At 40.6% G+C, this 19,548-nt stretch carries 16 protein-coding genes, 4 tRNA genes, 2 pseudogenes and 1 other annotated feature; of the genes and pseudogenes, 8 read left to right on the top strand and 14 right to left on the bottom strand.

Going from position 1 to position 19,548, the window contains the following annotated elements; translation table 11 throughout:
* The 4 genes and pseudogenes from HLH16_RS07025 to HLH16_RS07010 form a co-directional block, all read right to left on the bottom strand.
* A pseudogene (locus HLH16_RS07025) lies at positions 1-636 on the bottom strand (IS3 family transposase); the annotation flags it as partial.
* Positions 245-361 (bottom strand) — a sequence feature (AL1L pseudoknot). (Overlaps the previous pseudogene by 117 nt.)
* Positions 637-931: 295 nt before the next feature.
* Positions 932-1,546, bottom strand: a complete 615-nt coding sequence (locus HLH16_RS07020; RefSeq protein ID WP_171528802.1) for a hypothetical protein — start codon at positions 1,544-1,546, stop codon at positions 932-934.
* Positions 1,547-1,630: 84 nt separating this feature from the next.
* Positions 1,631-2,827, bottom strand: coding sequence for a CsgG/HfaB family protein (locus HLH16_RS07015; protein WP_171528801.1), 1,197 nt, complete (start codon positions 2,825-2,827; stop codon positions 1,631-1,633).
* A complete protein-coding gene (locus HLH16_RS07010; protein WP_131290878.1) occupies positions 2,821-3,201 on the bottom strand; it encodes a hypothetical protein in 381 nt (126 codons plus the stop codon). The genes HLH16_RS07015 and HLH16_RS07010 overlap by 7 nt, the downstream gene beginning before the upstream one ends.
* A gap of 1,087 nt (positions 3,202-4,288) precedes the next feature.
* On the opposite strand from HLH16_RS07010, the gene HLH16_RS07005 reads away from it, so the two are divergent.
* Positions 4,289-4,648 (top strand): hypothetical protein, encoded by a 360-nt coding sequence (locus tag HLH16_RS07005; protein WP_131290876.1) that lies wholly within the window; start codon positions 4,289-4,291, stop codon positions 4,646-4,648.
* A gap of 134 nt (positions 4,649-4,782) precedes the next feature.
* Here HLH16_RS07005 and wrbA read toward each other — a convergent pair whose 3' ends face one another.
* Positions 4,783-5,382 carry an NAD(P)H:quinone oxidoreductase gene (gene wrbA / locus HLH16_RS07000; RefSeq protein ID WP_171528800.1) on the bottom strand — a complete coding sequence of 200 codons (600 nt, stop codon included), beginning with the start codon at positions 5,380-5,382 and terminating at the stop codon, positions 4,783-4,785.
* Positions 5,383-5,496: 114 nt separating this feature from the next.
* Here wrbA and HLH16_RS06995 point away from each other — a divergent pair, with 114 nt between their 5' ends.
* Entirely contained in the window at positions 5,497-6,744 is a 1,248-nt protein-coding gene (locus HLH16_RS06995; RefSeq protein ID WP_131290872.1) for a YihY family inner membrane protein, read from the top strand.
* A 98-nt stretch (positions 6,745-6,842) separates the two neighbouring features.
* Here the strand turns inward: HLH16_RS06995 and yddG are convergent, their stop codons facing one another.
* The 4 genes from yddG to HLH16_RS06975 form a co-directional block, all read right to left on the bottom strand.
* On the bottom strand, positions 6,843-7,724 hold the full coding sequence (gene yddG / locus HLH16_RS06990) for an aromatic amino acid DMT transporter YddG (RefSeq protein WP_131290870.1): 882 nt from the start codon (positions 7,722-7,724) through the stop codon (positions 6,843-6,845).
* Positions 7,721-8,599 carry a DMT family transporter gene (locus HLH16_RS06985; protein ID WP_171458810.1) on the bottom strand — a complete coding sequence of 293 codons (879 nt, stop codon included), beginning with the start codon at positions 8,597-8,599 and terminating at the stop codon, positions 7,721-7,723. The genes yddG and HLH16_RS06985 overlap by 4 nt, the downstream gene beginning before the upstream one ends.
* A gap of 199 nt (positions 8,600-8,798) precedes the next feature.
* Positions 8,799-9,455, bottom strand: coding sequence for a fumarylacetoacetate hydrolase family protein (locus tag HLH16_RS06980; RefSeq protein ID WP_286364054.1), 657 nt, complete (start codon positions 9,453-9,455; stop codon positions 8,799-8,801).
* Positions 9,456-9,478: 23 nt separating this feature from the next.
* Positions 9,479-9,976: a YcxB family protein gene (locus HLH16_RS06975; protein WP_131290864.1), complete on the bottom strand. Its 498-nt coding sequence runs from the start codon at positions 9,974-9,976 to the stop codon at positions 9,479-9,481.
* 165 nt (positions 9,977-10,141) lie between these two features.
* Here HLH16_RS06975 and HLH16_RS06970 point away from each other — a divergent pair, with 165 nt between their 5' ends.
* Positions 10,142-11,446, top strand: coding sequence for an SRPBCC family protein (locus HLH16_RS06970; protein ID WP_171528799.1), 1,305 nt, complete (start codon positions 10,142-10,144; stop codon positions 11,444-11,446).
* Between the two features lie 88 nt (positions 11,447-11,534).
* On the opposite strand, the gene HLH16_RS06965 is transcribed toward HLH16_RS06970, so the two are convergent.
* From HLH16_RS06965 to HLH16_RS06945, 5 genes and pseudogenes are all read right to left on the bottom strand, one after another.
* Positions 11,535-11,611: transfer RNA gene (locus HLH16_RS06965), tRNA-Arg, on the bottom strand.
* A gap of 201 nt (positions 11,612-11,812) precedes the next feature.
* Positions 11,813-12,411 (bottom strand): annotated as a pseudogene (locus HLH16_RS06960) (dihydrofolate reductase family protein).
* Positions 12,412-12,564: 153 nt separating this feature from the next.
* Positions 12,565-12,641, bottom strand: a tRNA-Arg gene (locus tag HLH16_RS06955).
* 48 nt (positions 12,642-12,689) lie between these two features.
* Positions 12,690-12,766, bottom strand: a tRNA-Arg gene (locus tag HLH16_RS06950).
* Positions 12,767-12,781: 15 nt separating this feature from the next.
* Positions 12,782-12,873 (bottom strand) — tRNA-Ser (locus tag HLH16_RS06945).
* Positions 12,874-13,140: 267 nt separating this feature from the next.
* Between HLH16_RS06945 and rnr the strand changes: the two genes are divergently transcribed.
* The 5 genes from rnr (at position 13,141) to HLH16_RS06920 (ending at position 19,389) form a co-directional block, all read left to right on the top strand.
* Positions 13,141-15,567: a ribonuclease R gene (gene rnr, locus HLH16_RS06940; RefSeq protein WP_171528798.1), complete on the top strand. Its 2,427-nt coding sequence runs from the start codon at positions 13,141-13,143 to the stop codon at positions 15,565-15,567.
* A gap of 137 nt (positions 15,568-15,704) precedes the next feature.
* Entirely contained in the window at positions 15,705-17,759 is a 2,055-nt protein-coding gene (locus HLH16_RS06935; protein ID WP_171528803.1) for a M3 family metallopeptidase, read from the top strand.
* 41 nt (positions 17,760-17,800) lie between these two features.
* Complete coding sequence (locus HLH16_RS06930) at positions 17,801-18,010, top strand: YheV family putative zinc ribbon protein (RefSeq protein WP_171458808.1); 210 nt, start codon at positions 17,801-17,803, stop codon at positions 18,008-18,010.
* Between the two features lie 15 nt (positions 18,011-18,025).
* On the top strand, positions 18,026-18,457 hold the full coding sequence (locus HLH16_RS06925; RefSeq protein WP_131290854.1) for a hypothetical protein: 432 nt from the start codon (positions 18,026-18,028) through the stop codon (positions 18,455-18,457).
* 56 nt (positions 18,458-18,513) lie between these two features.
* Positions 18,514-19,389, top strand: a complete 876-nt coding sequence (locus tag HLH16_RS06920) for a DMT family transporter (protein WP_131290852.1) — start codon at positions 18,514-18,516, stop codon at positions 19,387-19,389.
* Positions 19,390-19,548 lie beyond the last annotated feature (159 nt).

Genomic DNA, 19,548 nt, shown 5'->3' with positions numbered 1-19,548 from the left:
TTTGTTTATTCTTACCACGCCAAACACCTTGTATACCTAGCTTTTGCATCAATCGAGCAACTGTACAACGTGCAATAACATAACCCTCACGTTTTAATTTTTGCCAGACTTTACGTACACCATACCGACCTGAACTTTCCTTCCAAATTCGTTTAATCTCCTCAGCATGATGCAAGTCATGTAAATCTCGCTTTGCTCGATGTTCTGGATTTTCACAGAGATCTAGAGTCCGGTAATAGGTTGAAGGTGCGATCGGTAAAATTCTACAAATCGCCTCGACTCCGTACAGCTCTTTATTATTATGGATAAAATCCACCATTATTTGTGTGGGCGGTCGAGCTCCGCCTGGGCGAAAAAAGCGGCTGCTTTACGTAGAATTTCATTGGCACGCTTTAATTCTTTAATTTCACGTTCCATTTGCTTCATTTTTTCTTGATCAGATATCTGTTGTACTTTAATAGGATTTTGCTGATCTAAATGCTTTTGATGCCAGGCACGAAGTGTTTCAGGAGTACAACCGATCTTAGGCGCAATTGCTGTGATTGCAGCCCAAGTAGAAGGATAATCTTTTTCAGATTCAATCAATAATTGAACCGCTCTTTCTCTGATTTCAGGGGTATATTTTAATTTTGTCATCGGGATAGTCTCTCAGAATATTGACTCTCCGACAAACCCGGTACGGTTCAGTATTCCACCTGAATCCGGTTCTACATTATCCGCTTCAAATGAAATGTAAGAAAATCTGAAATTCATTGTACTTTTTATCTAATGATCCGATTGAAATGAGCTTCCGGAATAAATGCTACTATGGAATAGATGAATGACACTATATGCGATTATTAAATCAACAATTTATATTCATATTATTGTAAGATAAAAAGGTCTAACTATCCGAAAATAGTTAGACCCTGGATCATATTGAGAGGTGGATTTACTTTACAGTCACTGTAATGCTACCGGTGTTCACAGCACCGATTGCTGAAGTTTTGATGCCATCAATATGATTCACTTTTCCGCCTATATTTACAGATGCATCAATAGCTGCTGAATTAAAGGCTAAATTCGCTGCAGTGTAATTACTCAAGGTTTCAGAGAATTGATCATAAGTGTCGGTATTCAGGCTAGCACTAATAGAACTTTCAAACCCCGATGAACCCTCAGAACGCCATAGTTCTAAAGAACGCTCTGCACTTTTTTCAGCATCAAAAGTTTTCTCTACTGTACCCGTATTCACAGCACTCAGATTGCCTTGTTGTAAGTTAATGCTACCGGTGTTTACTGCACCAATTGCTGAAGTTTCTACTGCGAGTTTGTCTCCCACATTATTCAGTGAATTATACTTCCCGTGTACGTTGACTGTTGCATCAACAGTAGCGGTATTAATGGCAAGGTTAAGGGCAGTACCATTTTTAGCATGTTTAGATACAGCGGCCAAGGTAGCATCTAAACCCGTATTTACAGTAACGTGGTTGCCTGGATTTTCTGCCATGGCTGCACTAGACAGGAAGGCAACAGATAAGGTGATTGTTTTAATGATCTTATTCATGGTTATTTTCCTTTTTTAATTTTGAAGTACTTCTCGCTAAGCACTTCTTTTTATAATGGGAGCGAGCCCATTTTTATATATTTTTTAATCACGCTGAGTGCTTGACCAGTAATTTTCTATAACACCTGGGTTTACATCCCACAGCTTCAGAGTCTTCTCTTCTTCTTTTTGGTTATTCTCTTTTTCTTCATTCATTTTGCCTAAAGAAGATGAGTGCTTTTTCATGCTGATATATTTAATTAGATCCTGTTTGCTCATTTCAGGCTCTTCTTCAGGATTTTTAATTACCTCAGATTCTTTATTCTTAAGCGGCTTGGTATCCTTGCTTGGTGAGTTGGTCGATTTATTCTTCTCATCAGGTGAACTCATGTTATGCGAGGACGATTCCTCCAACAAAGATCTGCTGGAATCCGCGGTGTTTTGTTTCTGACTTTCCTTAAATTTATACAGAGCAACCGAACTTCGCGTTAAACTTAATTGGCCAAATTCAGGCGGTATTTCAGCACGGCAGCTTTCAAATGTTGCGGGTGGAATGACCTGACTGAGCAATTCAAAGGTTGCCAGATTCAACATTTGGCGTAAGGCAAAGTTTGTTGCCTCCCTCTCTCCTTTACCGACCTGAATGTTTAATAAAGTATGGCCAGCAAACCTGCCTGCACTTATGCCGTAATCCTGTGCGGCAATTTGCTTCTGCAGTGAAACATTGGCAACTACTTTACTGCTGCGTGTATCGGTCAGAGATAAGTCCAAACCGACCATAATTCGAGTTTGACTATAATTGGGACCAACCCCGCCAATCTGCATGTCCAAACCGCCACCAGGAATAAAATCCAAACTGTTAATACTGCCTGTCACATAATAATCAGAAGCCTGGATTTGCCTTGGATCACGAATTCCCCACTTGGCTTCACTTTCTATAATCCGAGGATCACGTCGGTTTAATAAACTGACACCAGCCTGAAATAACGCTGATTGCACCATATCTCCTGCACCTTGCGTCACCATTTTTCCACTACCACCATTGGTCACAACATCTTTGCCTGTTTGGTCTAGAATCGCTCCAACAGAGAAACTGACATCATTCCGCAATTGTCCTTTCAGGCAGGATAAAGCCATATCAAAAGGAGTGAAAATATCGGTAATCGGTGGTCCTTGCACCAAGCTAACAGGCTCCTTGTTGGAAAGTGCCATGCCCGTACATCCTGTCAGAAAATAGCCAAAAAAGAGTGTAATACTCACAGAAGATATTTTTCTTCTGTTCAACCCAGGTAAATTCAGCATAATGATGCCCCTCCTGGTTGAGTGCTTAAGTTAGGGCATTGCTGATTATTTTGAGTGGTATTCGAATTTACAGACCCATCATTGGCAGTATCATTCGAAATATCCACACCGTTATTTGAACCATTTATATTCACATTGCTGGTAGCTGAATTCACTGTACCTATAGAGCTGGTCGAGGTGCTATTTATTGTGGTTTTTCCTAGTCCAGAATAATAATCAGAATCCATGAGCTCGATCAGATTCGCCTGCACCAGATTCTCATTGGAACGAGTACTTGATGATTTCCAACGCTGACTCCACTCATCAGATGTTGCATGAGTATTACTCAGGAAACATAAACAAAATAAACCCACATTGATCACTGATATTCTCATGATGTTTACCATCCTTAGAGCTAAGATGTTTATTTATTTTTAATCATTTAGTAATAGTTAATTAGTAATGTTTAATTTCTATAACAAACATTAAATCACATAAAAAAAACCAAAGACATAATCTATCGAGTTTTATATGTTTCTTGTTTGTAAAAACAAAGTATCATGTTGTTTTAATTAATAAATTGTTATTTATTGTTTGTTTTTTAGTTGTAAGAAATTATTATATAAAAATTTTTAAAATTTACGATTCACATGAAAAAATCAATTTTATTAATATATTTTTTATATTAAAAACAATAGGAATGTTCGATAAGAAAGACTAAAATTGTTAAATTGATTCAGTTTTATGAAACGATTAACTTTGATTTTATTAGAACTTCCATTTCAATGTGAACTAGATAGCGATTCATTAAAAATATAATAAAACAATCACACTTTAGATTATTTATTTAGGAATTCTGACATAAATATGGATTTTTCAGAGCATCACATGCCAGATAGGAGTTATATAATAGGGTCCGCATGCTTCAACCGAAAGCACTCGTACAATTAAGCGTAAAGAGATAACCAGCACAGCATACCTATACTTTAGATTTTTAGAACATCAGGAGAGATTTTTCATCGTCTTAGGGTTGATAATTACTCCAAAATGATGCAGGGATGGCCAAAGTTAGATGAAAAAGTAACATTAACAAAAGAGTAAATTTTAGCAATTATTGGAAAATAATTTTCTCTCATGAGCAGCTCTTTACTCTATATGCGACAAATACAGTGAGAAATATCACTAAAGATCTCTTTATTTATAAGTCATGATTTTTATATTTTCCTTACTATTCAATTCATAAACAGTTAACAAAATAAAGAAAAAATGATTATGCCTTATCTCGATTTCTCTTATTAAAGCTGCATATTTACAACTCAGATAAACTTCTATGACTTTGTTTCAACTAGAATCAAGTTGGCATGAAATGTTCCTGACATCTTCAATGAGAAGATACATACTGCTGTGCCTCAATGCACTGACCAGTATCTTGATGAAGTCAGATCTAAACTTTATTTCAAGATAAGCAAATATAAATAGTGGATGGAAAAATCTATGCAATGTCCTAAATGTGGATCTTCGGAAGTTGAGAAACGAGATCACGAGAAAAACATCAAGACAATAAGCGGAATCCTTCTCACTTCTGCTGGGGCAACCGCAGGAACAGTCGGTGGGGCGGCAACTGGCGCATCCGCTGGGGCAGCGATTGGTGCTGTCGCTGGACCATTAGGGGTTATTTTCGGTGGAACCGTGGGGACTTTTGTGGGAGCAATTGCCGTAGGTGTCACTGGGGGTATTTTAGGTAATATCTTCGGGAAAAAAGCCGGTGTAATTATCGATAAAAATGTGTTCTTAGATTATAAATGTTTAAAGTGCAATCATCGTTTTAAAGAAAAAGTATAACGATTCAACTCTTAAATTTTATCCTGTAATTAAAAAAGACCATTCATTTTAGAATGGTCTTTTTATTTTTTATATATCGATAGAAATTCTATTTAGAAAGTCACCTATTTAAGTTCCCTTTCCACTTTAGACAATTATGCGTTTGCTTGGAGTTTCTTAACCACATCACCCAAGCGCTTACCCTGCTCTTCACACAGCACTTTTTCATCTTGGCTTAGGCCTAAATCGTGGCGTGGACCACTGACATGGCTTGCACCATACGGCGTACCACCCGATTTAGTATTGGATAACGCTGGATTTGCATTTGGTAGTCCCATAATCATCATGCCATGATGAAACAAGGGTGGAAGCATGGTCAGCAAGGTACTTTCCTGCCCCCCATGCATAGAACCCGATGAGGTAAATACACAAGCAGGTTTTTGGTGTAAAGCCCCATTCAGCCAGAGACTTGTGGTCTGATCCCAAAAATACTTCATCTCAGATGCCATATTGCCGAAACGTGTTGGCGAACCCAAAGCCAAGCCTGAACAATTCGCCAAATCATCTAAAGTACAATAAATATCGCCTTCGTCAGGAATACTTGGCTCAGCTTCTTTAACCACTGTTGATAAATTTGGAACAGTGCGAATTTTTACAGCCATACCTGAAGATTCAATACCATTGGCAATTAAATGTGCCATTTCTTTAGTCGAACCATATTTGCTGTAATATAAAACAAGGACATAAGACTGCATAATTTTTATAAACGAAGCTAAAAGTGAAAACTATACGGTATTTTTCCCATTTTTTGGTTAAGCTTGGTCATGAAAATTCATAAAGATGATTAAAAAAATTGAGACTTTATACCTATGTTAGAAAAGTATTTAAAAAAACTTCCTTTTTATAATGAGACTTGGTTTCAGTTTGTTTTATTTGTCATAAGACGTTTTGAAGCAGATCGTTGTCGTGAACAGGCAGGTTCACTGACCTATACCACGCTATTTGCAGTTGTTCCCATGCTGACCGTTTTCCTGGTCATCATTTCTTCCATTAAAGCGCTTGAGCCAGCCAGGCAACAATTACAACAACTGATTTATAGTCATTTCTTACCCAGATCCACAATTGCTTTTGACAAAGCCTTTAATGCCTTTACCGATAAATCCAGCAATCTAACCGTTATTGGGATTTTATTTCTGTTTATCACCACGGTGATGATGCTGACTAGTATTGAAACCGTTTTTAATCGCATTTGGCGAGTCCGGGAAACCCGTGGCGGCATTATTGGTTTTATGCGTTATTGGACTATTATTTCACTCGGTCCAATTCTTTTAGGTAGCGCATTCGCTATTTCATCTACCGTAGCATCGCTAAATGTGCTGAGCAATAATTTTGCCGGCTACGAATTAAATGGCGAGTTTATCTTTTGGTGCATTTCCTTTGTCTTGACCATTTTGGGTTTTTTCATTTTAAATTGGACTATTCCTAATCGGACTGTTCCCATCAAGGCGGCTTTGATTGCAGGGACATTCAGTACGGTGGTATTTGAATTATTGAAAAATCTGTTTGGCGTGATCATGTCCAATTTCACCAGTTATGAAATTGTCTATGGTGCTTTTGCTGCCGTGCCGATTTTCCTGTTATGGATTTTCCTGTCCTGGAATATCGTGTTATTGGGGGTTGAAATCAGTTATGCCCTGACTGCATTTCATTCAGGGAAGGATCGCAAACGCCATCCTATGATCATGCTCTTAGACTTGCTGGAATTGTTTTATCAGAAGCAACAGAAAGGCGAAAGTGTCTCTGATGAAGAAGCATTAGAGGTCTTGGGTCGTGGCGAAATTGGTCGTTGGCCTTCTTATGTGCTGATGCTTGAGAAACAAAACCTGGTTAAACGTACCGACAATGACGAGTTTGTTCTAGCGCGAAATTTGGCTCAAGTCGATTTCTGGAGTTTTTATACCCAGTTACCTTATCCACTTCCACGCCGTGAAGATATGGGCAATATTTATCCTGAAGATGTATGGATGCAAAAACTGGGGCCTGCACTGATTGAAGCAGATGACTATCTAGCAGCAAAATTGGCGATTCCCTTATCTAAAATTCTGGAAGAGAAATAGCACGCTATTTCTCTCATGCCACCGAGTGTTGAGAAAATTTCCCCAAGATAAAAATAGCTCGCCTTCCTCGGTAAAAGAGGAAGGAACATGGATCAGACTTAAATTTCCGAAGTGTTCTTCCAGCACATCATTGCCCCGAAAGTGACCAAGCATGTCCCGATCCAAAAGGTGAGATTAGGTGTTGCATCCAAAATCAGCATCGACATAAAGGAAGATAAAATTGGCATAAAATAGGTAGCGAGAATCAACAGCTTGATATTGCCGAACTGCAAACTCTGATTCCAGTTGCTATAGGCAATCCCCACCAAACCACCGGTCACTGCAATCAATAGCCACATATTCAGCTGTGGAAAAATAAAAGCCTCATCCAGAATAAAATGAATGCACCATAAGGCGATCGCCGTCACCATAAAAAATAACGGTACAGCATTTTGTCCTTGGGCATATTTTTTGGTCAGTACGCTATAACATGGCCAAAGTAATGCCCCTAAAAAAGCAAATAAATAGGCCATTGGATTTTGTTGCAGTATTTGCAGAAATTGCTGCAGATTCAAAATATCTGGATTAACCACCAGCAATAACCCAAGTACAGAAACAATAAATCCTAAAATCAACGGCCAACGATAATTCAGCTGCTTTGCCAATATTGAAAAGACAATGGTGAGAGGCGGCCATAAATAATTGATCATCGCAATAATCAGCACCTGATCATGATTTTGTGACAAGGCAATCGAAACCAAAAATAGAATTTCATAAGCCACAAATAAAGCGCCACAACCCCACAAATAAGCTTTCGACATTTGCTTAAAATGTGGCAGTCCATTCAACCCTAAAATAACCATTGCACTAAAACTATAAATCAGTGCAATGGCTGAAACAGGACTTAAAGATTCAGTAATCAGTTTAACCACGGCAACCAGACTTGCCCAAATCAAGATGGATGAGAAGCCTATCAGGGTGGCTTTATTGAACGCTTTCATGCGTTGCTATTTTTCGGCTTCAACCAGCCCTGTAAACTTACGATCAACACACCCATCATCACCATGACTGTGCCAATAATAAAATTCATTTCGATGCTTTCATTCAGCAACCACACCCCAAACAGCATGCCAAACAACGGGGTTAAAAATGAAAATACGCCTAAACGTGAAGCCAAATAGCTTTTCAGCAGCCAGAACCAAATCAGATAACTGGCAAATGAAATAACGATACTATGAAAAATCAAACTACTCATGGCAAGTGTTGTCCAATGAATAGTTGCTTGCCCCAACACGAAAGTTAAAGGCAACAGGAACACAAAACCACCCGCCAATTGATAAAATAAAGTCTGGGTTGCTGGTGCATCGGAAAGCTTGCTTAAGCGAACAGCAATTGTGGTGGCTGCCCAGAGTATGCCTGCCAATAACGCCAAAAAATCCCCAAACAGCATTTGCGATAGATTGTGCCCTGAACTGCCATCGCGCCCAAAAAACGTCACTACGATGCCTAAAAATGCAATAAAAATACCGCTCCACTGCAAAATGGATAATCGTTCTGAAGGTAATTTCCAATGCAGACCTAAAGCCACAAAAATAGGTGCGGTATAAAGCAGAACAACGGCATGCGAAGCAGAAGTAAATCGAATGGCTTGAGCAAGCATAAAGAACTCAGCTGCAAATAATAAAGCCACGACTAAACCAGGATACAAATAATCTTTGCTCCACAGTGAGTTCCCTTCCGCAAGCTTGATCAGTGGATAGACCATTAAGGCAGAAAGCCCTGATCGCAAGGCAACTTGCATTAAAGCAGAAATATCTGGAGCCGCCATTTTCAAGACGACTTGCTGTAAGCCCCAAAGAATACACAAGCCAAACATGATGATCGATGCTTGTACATCCAGTGCCTTGCGTTCTATCACTATTGTTCCTTGAAACTTACCGTATTTTTTTACGCGTCCAAAGATACGCTAAACCCCTCAACTTTGAAATTGCAGAGAATCTAAAAAAAGTATTCAGCACCATATATATTCAATAAAAAAGGACTGCCTTGGCAGTCCTTTTTTATTGATTCAAAACTTAAGCCTGAACAAAGGTTTTCCAGACAAACTCCTGGCTTTGACCTTGTAATGTCATAGTCAGTTGATCCCCTGCTTTTAATGCAGCTACACCTGCAGGTGTACCGGTCATCACCACATCACCCGGTTCTAAGGTAAAGACTTGGCTGATGTCTGCAAGCAAAGTGGCAATATCAAAAATCAGCAACGAGGTATCGCCGGTTTGACGTAGCTCATCATTGACATGAAAAGAGTAATGTACATCTTTCCAGTCTTTAATTTCAGAAAGCTCGACCCAGTCTGCCAAGACACATGAACCATCAAAGGCCTTGGCACGTTCCCAAGGCTGACCTTTCTTTTTCAAGTCGTCTTGTAAATCACGTAGCGTCAAGTCCAAACCTAAAGTCACCGCACCCACGGCTTCCAAAGCTTTAGCCGGATCAGCTTCCGCCTTTAAAGTGCGGTCGATACGCAAGCTTAACTCACATTCATAGTGGCAATTGCCCCAAGTCGGGTTCCATGAAATACCTTGTTCCAAACTGATCAAGCTACTTGGCGGCTTAATGAATAAAACTGGACGATCAGGAATGGCATTACCTAATTCTTTGACATGGTCTGCATAGCTACGACCGACACAGACAATTTTAGATGGACGTGTATTCATGATCTTCCCTTTTATTTCACTTTTAAATATTTTAAAACTTACTTTTTGAATGTATTTTCAAATACGGTCTGATCCGCAGACTGCTCAAAAGCACGTTTCGGTACAATAATCACGGTACGATTTTTTAATTCAATCATATAAGTCAGCTTACCTATGGCAAAGTTTTGTACTTCGCTATAGTTGAATATCTGCTTACGGCCATTGGCATAAATTTCTGCATAATCTTGAAATAATTCGATGCCCTGTTCACTTTTACCAAACTGGTATTTCACAAATTGACGTTTAAACATCATCGGTAAAAACCAGTAACGCATAATCAATTGTAAAACTAAAAAGAAAGCACCTAGCGCCACGTAATAGCGACCTACACCATTAAAGCCGAGGTAAAAACCCCAGACAATGATCCCAATACTCACCAGTGGCGTAATAAAGCGAGTGATTTGCTTTTTACCAAAAGTAGCAAGGGCAAAACCATCTTGTGATTCTTCCAAGTTTAAGGAATAACGTAGCGATACAGCCGGCTTAGTCTCTGACATATTTCATCATCAAATTATTACAACAATTGTGCCAGATATTACACCAGATTCAGCCTTTTCCTTATTGTTTTTGCCGGCCTAAATTACATAAGTTCGCTTCACAATTGCTGGGAAATTAATTAAAACATCAGCATTCACTGATAAAAAGCATAAACAGGATGTGATATGCAAAACAATAAAAACAAATACAGCCTATTGATTCTGTGCTGCCTGATTGGCACGCAGACTTCGGCTAAAATTATTCCATGGAAAGAACAGATTCCCAGTAGTTTGAGTCTATTTCAAGGCAAGGCTCAACCACTGGCAGACTTAACTGCAAATCGTATTTTAATTTATGCTCATCCTGCGCAATCCATTACTTTACCGACCTTTAAAAATCCGCAAAGTATGACAGGCAAGTTTTATACTGGTGCAGTGGTTGTACCGAGCAATAGCCAAAATGTAGCGCGGCTTTTAATGAATTACAGCCACTATAACGGCCTATTTCCAACCTTAAAATCTGCAAAAGTACTGGAGCAGCAAGGCAATATTACCCAAATGAAATATCAGGTGCATATCCCTACCCCAATTCCGATCTTAAACTTTAAAGAAAATGTGGTAATGCAGCATCATTTAACGGCTAACAGTATTTCCACCCTTGTTCTGGATGCACCCATTCCTTACGGCGTGGGCAAAATTGAATGGTTTGATTTAGGCAGTAATAAAACTTTAATTACTATTACCCAGTGGGGCGACTTAAACCATCCCAAAGGCTTTTTATTCAGTACCATTTTGAATGCCATTCCAGAGGCCAAACTTGGCATTCCATCAGGAACCAATGCTTTTTTATTAGAAGCTTTGCAAAAATACTTTAAAACACCGAGTTACCAAACCTTAAAAGCGGGAGAACTCCCTGAAACCCCGTTAAGCTCAATCCAGGTTCAAAAAATTGCCACACTGAGCCAACTGTCTCAGGAACCGGTTTCTTTTATCTTGCCCTCAAATAAAGTGCCCTATCCACACGATTTAGAAAGCCTACGTTTTACTAGCAGCTATCAATATTTTGCCAAAAGCCCGCAACAGTTACAGCATTGGCTGAGTGTTCCTGCCTATCAGGAACTTTTTCCGCGCCAGATTAAAGACATCGATATTAAAAAAACTACCCCCAATACCTTTGATGCCGACTATAAAATTTCAGTCGGATTGGGCGTGATCAATATTCCCTTCGATTTTAAGCTGCGCTTTGATTATCCCAACAGTTTAGAAAATCAGTTTGATGCCGTGAGTGGAGATTTGCAGTTTGTCAGAGGTGGAATGCAGCTGATTCCGCAAGGCAACGGGACATTATTAAATATCACCAGCACCATGAAAATCCATGACAAAGCCCCTTTTCTACTTCGGGCGATGCGCAGCATGCCTTATCACGACATGTTGCCCGCGATTGGTGGCAATACCGTATTGGCATTGAAGATTAAGCAGAAGATGAAATAATTGTTTAACAGATTTAATTTATTCTAGGCACAAAAAAACCGCAATTAAGCGGTTTCTTCCAGTTTTACATCCGTCGATGTTATCAAGTTGGTGCGCTCAGAGAGATTCGAACTCCCGACCCCTTAGTTCGTAGCCAAGTGCTCTATCCAGCTGAGCTATGAGCGCGACGTCTTGATGTGGTGCATTATACGCGTTTTTAACGCTCTGTTAAGTGCTTTTTAACAAATACGTAATCAAGTGGACAGTTATTGGGCAAAATTGAATTTTTCAGCTATTTTTTAAACGAAAAAGTTAATTTAATCCTGCCACACTACATCTATATCCTGTAAATGATCATGCTGATAAAGAGAATTGAATCATTAATCATTACCCCACCTTACCCTTTTTCACTTCTCCTACCCGCTGGTAATAAGTGAATACCACACCATTTGATGTGACCAAGTGATCCGTTAATTCAAAAATCGTGGGAATTAAACCCTCAGCAAATAAGCGTTTACCTGTACCCAGGAGAATAGGCAAAGTCATCAGACAAAGTTCGTCAACCAAATGATGTTTGAAAAGTGCCTATGCCATATTGGCACTGCCATGAACTTTGACATCATCACCTTCTGAAGCTTTGAGCTTTTTCACATCATCAAGATTCTTCAAAAAGACAGAATTTTGCCAGTCCGAGTAATCCAAAGTATTAGACATGACCTACTTAATGACATCATTAATTCCCGCCCACATCTCAGCATGCTTTGACCAGTAAGGTTCCCAAATCTTAAAGGTGTTTTTCCCAAAAGAATCTCTGTGGACTGCATCCATTTTTGCATGATCGTATCGAGTACTTCATCCGCATCATAAAAATAAGAGGCAACCCAGCCACCATCTTTAAAGTCGCTTGACCGATCTTCCTCTGGTCCACCGGGTGCTTGAATAACACCATCTAAAGTCATAAATTCCTGAACAATGATTTTTCTCATCTTATTTTTCTCGTATCAGCCCTTCATTTTGTTTATTTTATGACCCAGTATTTGTTTTTATTATTCAGCTTATTTCAATTCTATAAATTTCAGACACAAAAAAACCGCAACATGTGCGGTTTTTTCCAGTTTTACATCTGTCGATGTTCAAGTTGGTGCGCTCAGAGAGATTCGAACTCCCGACCCCTTAGTTCGTAGCCAAGTGCTCTATCCAGCTGAGCTATGAGCGCGTACTTGAGTTGCCTTTCAGCATTCGTTACATTTACGTTTAACTTGATTGGTGCGCTCAGAGAGATTCGAACTCCCGACCCCTTAGTTCGTAGCCAAGTGCTCTATCCAGCTGAGCTATGAGCGCATTTCAAGTTATTCGTGGCGGTGAGAGAGGGATTCGAACCCTCGGTGGGCTTTAAGACCCACGCTCCCTTAGCAGGGGAGTACCTTCAGCCACTCGGCCACCTCACCGTAACGAGCCGCCATAATACAAACTAAACTTCACTTCTTCAAGTCACATTTCAAAAAATTCTGATATTTTTAATCAATCATCTATTTTTTAAACGATTTCCACCCTTATTGAGCCCCTTTCCCGCTTTTTTCGACAGTTGCTCGTGTGAAATGTGCAGCTTCACTGTAAAATTGGAATTGAAAACACAATATTGCAATCATTTTCGTGCAGTATCATGCTGCATGACTTATGCTAATCCTATCTTCTGACATGAAGCCAAAGACATTATGAAAAATTGGGTCGACCCTGAAGCTAAGGCTGAAGCCGAACGTTATGACAATCCTATTCCAAGCCGTATTCTCATTTCAGAAACGATTGAAAAATTACAAGCACCACAATCTCATGCAGATTTAGTGGAATACTTTAATATTGCAGATGAAAGAAGTATAGAAGCACTCAGCCATCGTTTAAGTGCCATGGTACGCGATGGCCAGTTGATGAAAGATGGATTTAAGTTCCTGCTCGCAACCAGCCAGCCGACTCATGAAGCAACCGTATACATCAACTCGAAAGGTTTAGGTAGCGCGAATATTTCAGGTCATGATGATATTTTATTGCCTGAACGTGAACTGCGTTTAGTCTTTAATGGTGACCGCGTTAAAGTGCGTCAGACTTCTGTCGACCGTAAAGGTAAAGCTTGGGGCTTTATTACTGAAGTCGTGCAGCATCGTGTAAAACAGATTATTGGTAAAGTGGCCATTTACGATGGTGAATACTTTATTCAACCTGCAAATCCAAATGCACACCAACCGATTACCTTAGAAAAAGAACTGATTGAACATGCCCAAGTTAAAGTCGGTGATTCTGTTCGTGTAGCCATTGATGACTACCCGACCCGTGAAGAATTACCTACAGGACACATCGTGCAATCGATGGCGGATAAAGCCGACACTGAAATCATTATTCCACAAACCATTTTAGAATTTGGTTTGCCGTATGAGTTTCCGGAAGAAGTGGTTCGTGAAGCAGAAAGCTTTAAAGAACCGAATGAACAGGATCGCCAAGGTCGTGTCGATTTACGTGATTTAGCCCTCGTCACTATTGATGGTGAAGATGCGCGTGACTTTGACGATGCCGTGTATGCAGAAAAACGTCCAGGTGGCGGTTATCGTGTAGTGGTTGCTATTGCTGACGTGAGTCATTATGTGCGTAACGATCACCCGCTGGATGAGGAAGCCAAAGAACGGGGTACTTCAGTCTATTTCCCGCATTTTGTATTGCCAATGTTGCCTGAAGCACTTTCAAATGGTCTGTGCTCATTGAATCCACACGTAGACCGTCTATGTATGGTCTGTGATTTGACTTTATCCCGCGCGGGTAAAGTGACAGGCTTCCAGTTCTATCCATCAGTGATGCATTCAAAAGCACGCTTAACCTATACTCAGGTGGCGCAATATTTTGATGGCGAAAGCGACGCGATTCCTGAAGACCGCAGTGTACATAAGTCATTGAATACCCTGTTCCAGCTCTATCAAACCCTCAAAGGTTTACGTGCTGAACGTCATGCAATGGAATTCGAAACCGTCGAAACCTACATGACTTTTGATGAGCTAGGCGGGATTAAAGAAATTCTGCCTCGTTCACGCAATGAAGCGCATAAACTGATTGAAGAATGTATGTTGCTTGCCAATGTGGCAGCAGCAGAATATGCATTAGAAAATGACATTCCAATGTTGTACCGTGTGCATGAGCCACCTGAATTTTCACGTATCCAAAAAGTTCGGGAGTATGTGAAATTACTTGGCTTGCCATTCCCGGAACAGCCAACACAAAAAGATTATCAAGCAGTGATTAATGCGACTAAAGACCGTATTGATGCGCCAAGTATTCATGCCGTGCTGTTACGTTCAATGATGCAGGCTTATTACGGCGCAAACAACGCCGGACATTTTGGTTTGGCTTATGATGCGTATACGCACTTCACTTCACCAATTCGTCGTTACCCTGACTTGTTGTTGCACCGTGCCATCAAAGCGCATTTAAAACAAAAGCCTTTTGCGCTTTCAGGTGCTGCTTTAGATGATGCCGGCGAGCATTTCTCTCAAACTGAACGCCGTGCTGATGAAGCTTCTCGTTCTGTGACCACATGGTTGAAATGTCACTATATGCAGCAGCATTTAGGTGAAGAATTCGTGGGTATCATCAGTGCAGTCGCTGAATTTGGTTTATTCGTCACCCTTAAAGACTTATATGTCGATGGCATGATTCACGTTAGCCAATTGGGCGATGACTTCTTTGTTTATGATCAAGCCAGTCAAAGCTTGGTCGGTCAAAGTCGCGGTCAAACCTTTAGTCTGGGTGATGAAGTCAAAATTAAAGTCGCAGCTGTGAATCTGGAAGATCGCAAGATTGACTTTGAACTGTTGCAACAAATGACTCATGCCGGTCGTGCGATTCGTAGCCGAGCACCGCGTGTTGCCAGAACTACAGCGAAAGAAGAGGTTTATAACCCTCGTGCCAAAGCCGTAGTCAGTGAAGATGGTGAACAGCCAATTCGCAAGAAAAAGCCAAAAACCAAGTCAGATACTTTTGCTAGAAAGTCAGATAAAAAGCCTGTAGCTAAATCGGACCTAAAAGCCAAAGATAAAGACAAAGTGAAGAAAAAGTCTAAGCCGAAAAAGAAAAAGGCCAATGCGAAACCTAAGATAGAGTAATTTTTAAAAATTAAGCCCTACTTCGGTAGGGCTTTTTTATTGCTCAGTGATATTCATAGCTATTTACCGACTAAAACAGGCATAGACCTTGATTTCCTCGTGCCTAAGCCCTACATCTACTATTAAGTTTATAAATGATATGGCGTATAGAAATGACTTTAGAAAAGGCGACTTTGCCTGTTCCACAATTTGATCAAATTCAACTTGCAGATTTAAAACAACAGATTGAACAAGCCATTCAACAAGGACAAAACTTTTTAAATCATTTAACTGAAGTTCCTGACAGTATTCAGGCACAACAGGCCGTATTAGACCAAGTCGATACCCTCGAAAATAATATGAGTGAATCTTGGGGTGTGCTGTCACATCTGAATGCAGTGATGAATAACGCAGAAACCCGCGAGCTTTATCAATCCCTGCTGCCTGCTTTAAGCGAATACTATACCCAACTGGGTCAACACACGGCTTTGTATCAAACCTATCAACATGTACATGATGCGCCCCAGTTTGATACCTTGCCTGCAGCCCACAAAAGTGCGATCAAACTGGCACTACGTGACTTCAAACTTTCAGGTGTGGCTTTAGAAGGCGAAGCAAAAACACGTTATGCGGAAATTTCTGCACGTTTATCTCAGCTTTCATCGGACTTCTCCAATCATGTGCTTGATGCAACCCAAGCCTACTTCAAACCACTGACTGAAGAGCAACTCAAAGGCTTGCCGCAAAGCAGTATCGACCTACTCAAACAATATGGTCAGCAACGTGAACTTGAACAGCCAGTTGCCACCTTAGATATCCCCTCTTATCTTGCCATCATGACCTATGCAGATGATCGCTCCTTACGTGAGGAACTGTATAAAGCCTACACCACACGTGCATCAGATCAGTCTGAACATACAGAATTTGATAACACCAAAATCATCGAAGAAATTTTAAGCCTGCGTCACGAAATGGCACAGCTGTTAGGCTTTAAGAACTATGCCGAGCTTTCGCTGGCCAGCAAAATGGCGCCTGATGTAGAAACTGTCGATAAATTTCTGGTCGACTTGGCTGAACATGCCCGTGCGCCTGCAACTCAAGAAATTGCCGAACTCAAAGCTATCGCATCTCAAGACGGCATTCAGGATTTACAGCCTTGGGATACCGGCTACTATTCTGAAAAGCTTAAAGTTCAGCAATTCAATTTGTCTCAAGAATCATTAAAGCCCTACTTCCCTGCACCGAAAATTTTGCAAGGCTTGTTCAGTATTGTGAACCGTCTTTACGGCATCAACATTGTGGAACGAGAAGCTCCGGTTTGGCATCCCGATGCGCGTTATTTTGAACTGGAAGATCAAGGCACTGTGGTTGGCGGTTTTTACTTTGATCTGTACGCACGCAGTGGCAAACGTGGTGGCGCATGGATGAGTGGTTTCCGTTCACGTATGCAAACTAAAAATGGCTTACAAAAACCGATTTGCTACATGGTGTGTAACTTCACTCCCGCAGTCGGTGATCAACCGGCACTGCTCACCCATGATGAAGTGAATACCTTATTCCATGAATTTGGTCATGGCTTGCATCACATGCTGACCGAAGTCGACCATATTGCGGTAGCAGGAACACACGGCGTCGATTGGGATGCTGTCGAACTGCCAAGTCAATTTATGGAATTCTGGACTTGGGATACCGACAGTCTGGACCTGCTCAGTGAACATATCGAAACCAAACAACACTTACCGAAAGATTTACTTAAATCTTTACTCGATGCACGTTTCTTCCAATCTGGTATGCAAACTTTGCGTCAGATCGAATTTGCCTTGTTTGACTTGTCGATTCACAAGCACAGCTCTGCTTTAAATGCAGAACAAGTCCAAGCTACGCTAGACGAAATTCGTCAAAAATATGCAGTAGCACCAACGGCAAGTTATAACCGTTTCCAGCATAGTTTTAGCCATATTTTTGCCGGAGGCTATGCCGCAGGTTATTACTCTTACAAATGGGCCGAAGTTTTGGCCAGTGATGCCTTTGATCGTTTCGAACAGGAAGGCATTTTTAATGTTCAGACCGGAAAAGAATTTCGTCAATTTATTCTAGCAGTTGGCGGAAAAGATACAGCACTTGATGCGTTTATCAATTTCCGCGGACGCGAGCCAAAAATAGATGCGTTATTACGTCATCAAGGTTGGACGAACCCCGCTAAAAACGCTTAAACTAGGCGTCTTAGATTGATCAGAAGGTAAGTAAGATGGCTATTAAACGTCGTTTCATTGCAGGTGCAAAATGTCCTAAATGTGAAGCGCTAGATAGAGTGGTCATGCTTACCTCTGGCGACGATGAATGGATTGAATGTGTCGAATGCGATTATACGGAAAACCGCCCGACGCATATTGATGAACCACAAATACCGGAAGTACCGGATGAAATTGGCGTCATTCAATTCAAGCCTCGTCAGCCAAAATAAAAACAGGTTCAATACATGACGTTAGATCAAAGAAATAGCCCAAAACTTTTATTGGGCATTACTGGGGGCTTGGTTGCAATCATTGTGCTTTTTTTGGCCTATCAATGGTTTCTTGCAACATCAAACGAAGTACTTCCTGAACATGAAGGAAGCAGCTTAAATACACCGGCAAAGCCTACGGCTTCTGCTGAAGCTAAACCGACTGAACCCGAAGTTGCGACAGATGAAAAAACCATTCAATTGGTCGATGAAAAAATTCTGAAAGCAGCTGTTCCAGAGAATGAATCATTAGCCAAAGAAGAAGTCGCTAAACTTGAAGATATTCAGGCCCAATTGAAGGATCAGGAAGCCATGTTGAAAGCACAACATGCAGATGCCGACGACTTAGTTGCACTAAAAGAAGAGCAAATTAAATTACTTGAAGCTCAACTGGCTCAAAAACAATAATTTTATAATTGTCGATTCAGCTAAAATATCAGCAAATGTTCTAGCTGATTCTTTTCATGCCTATAGCTACAAGCAATCACAATTTATTTAAAGCACTTGCTTTACTCACCGGCTCTGCTTTTCTCTTTTCCCTGATGGGTGTCTGTATTCGTTATGCATCGCATACGGTCGATAATCCCACTATTGTCTTTTTCCGAAATTTTGTCGGCTTACTCATTTTCCTTCCACTCATTTTTAAGCAAGGGACGGAATTTTTTAAGACTGAAAAAATCTGGATGCATAGCTGGCGTGCAGTCATTGGGCTGATTGCGATGTATGGCTTTTTCTATGCCATTGCACATTTAAAGCTGTCCAATGCCATGGTGTTTACCTACTCGTCCCCGATTTTTATTCCATTGATTGCCTGGCTATTCCTCAAAGAAAAAATCACTAACGCCATGTTTCTTGCTGCAGCGATTGGCTTAATCGGTGTGATCTTTGTCGCCAAACCGGATACAGGTATGTTTAATCAAATGTCGATCATTGGACTGGGCGCAAGTTTCTTGGCTGCCATGGCATTTGTCACGGTTCGAGCACTGACCAGTACCGAGTCACCTGAAAAAATCGTGTTTTATTTCTGCTTTATCGGCACACTTATTTCCATGATTCCGATGTTTTGGCTGTGGCGTCAGTATAGATGGACTGAACTCGGTTTCCTGATTTGTGCAGGTTTACTGGCGAATATCAGTCAAATTTTGATGTCAAATGCTTATAAACTTGCACCTGCAGGGCAGATTGGACCCGTGAATTATATTGCCATTATCTTTGCCGGCATCTGGGGGTTCATATTTTGGAGAGAAACACCTGATCATTACAGTTTGATTGGTTTTGCACTGATTCTTAGTGCAATTGTGCTATGTAGCCCTTTAGTACAAAAACGCTCAGTGCAATAAGCAAAAATAACCTGCCATCAAAAAAAGCACCCCAAGGTCACTGCTGTCCCATAGTTTGATTTAAATAAAAAAACCTGAGTCCGAACAGTTAAAATATGAGTGCAAACAAACACTTTAACGACCAGGATTCAGGTTTTGTCACATCAGAATACCGTATTT

Origin of the sequence: Acinetobacter sp. ANC 5378 (genome assembly GCF_013004315.1) — a bacterium.
Lineage (GTDB): Bacteria > Pseudomonadota > Gammaproteobacteria > Pseudomonadales > Moraxellaceae > Acinetobacter.
The sequence above is the reverse complement of the archived record's forward strand: the minus strand, read 5'-3'. Positions and strand labels throughout refer to the sequence as shown.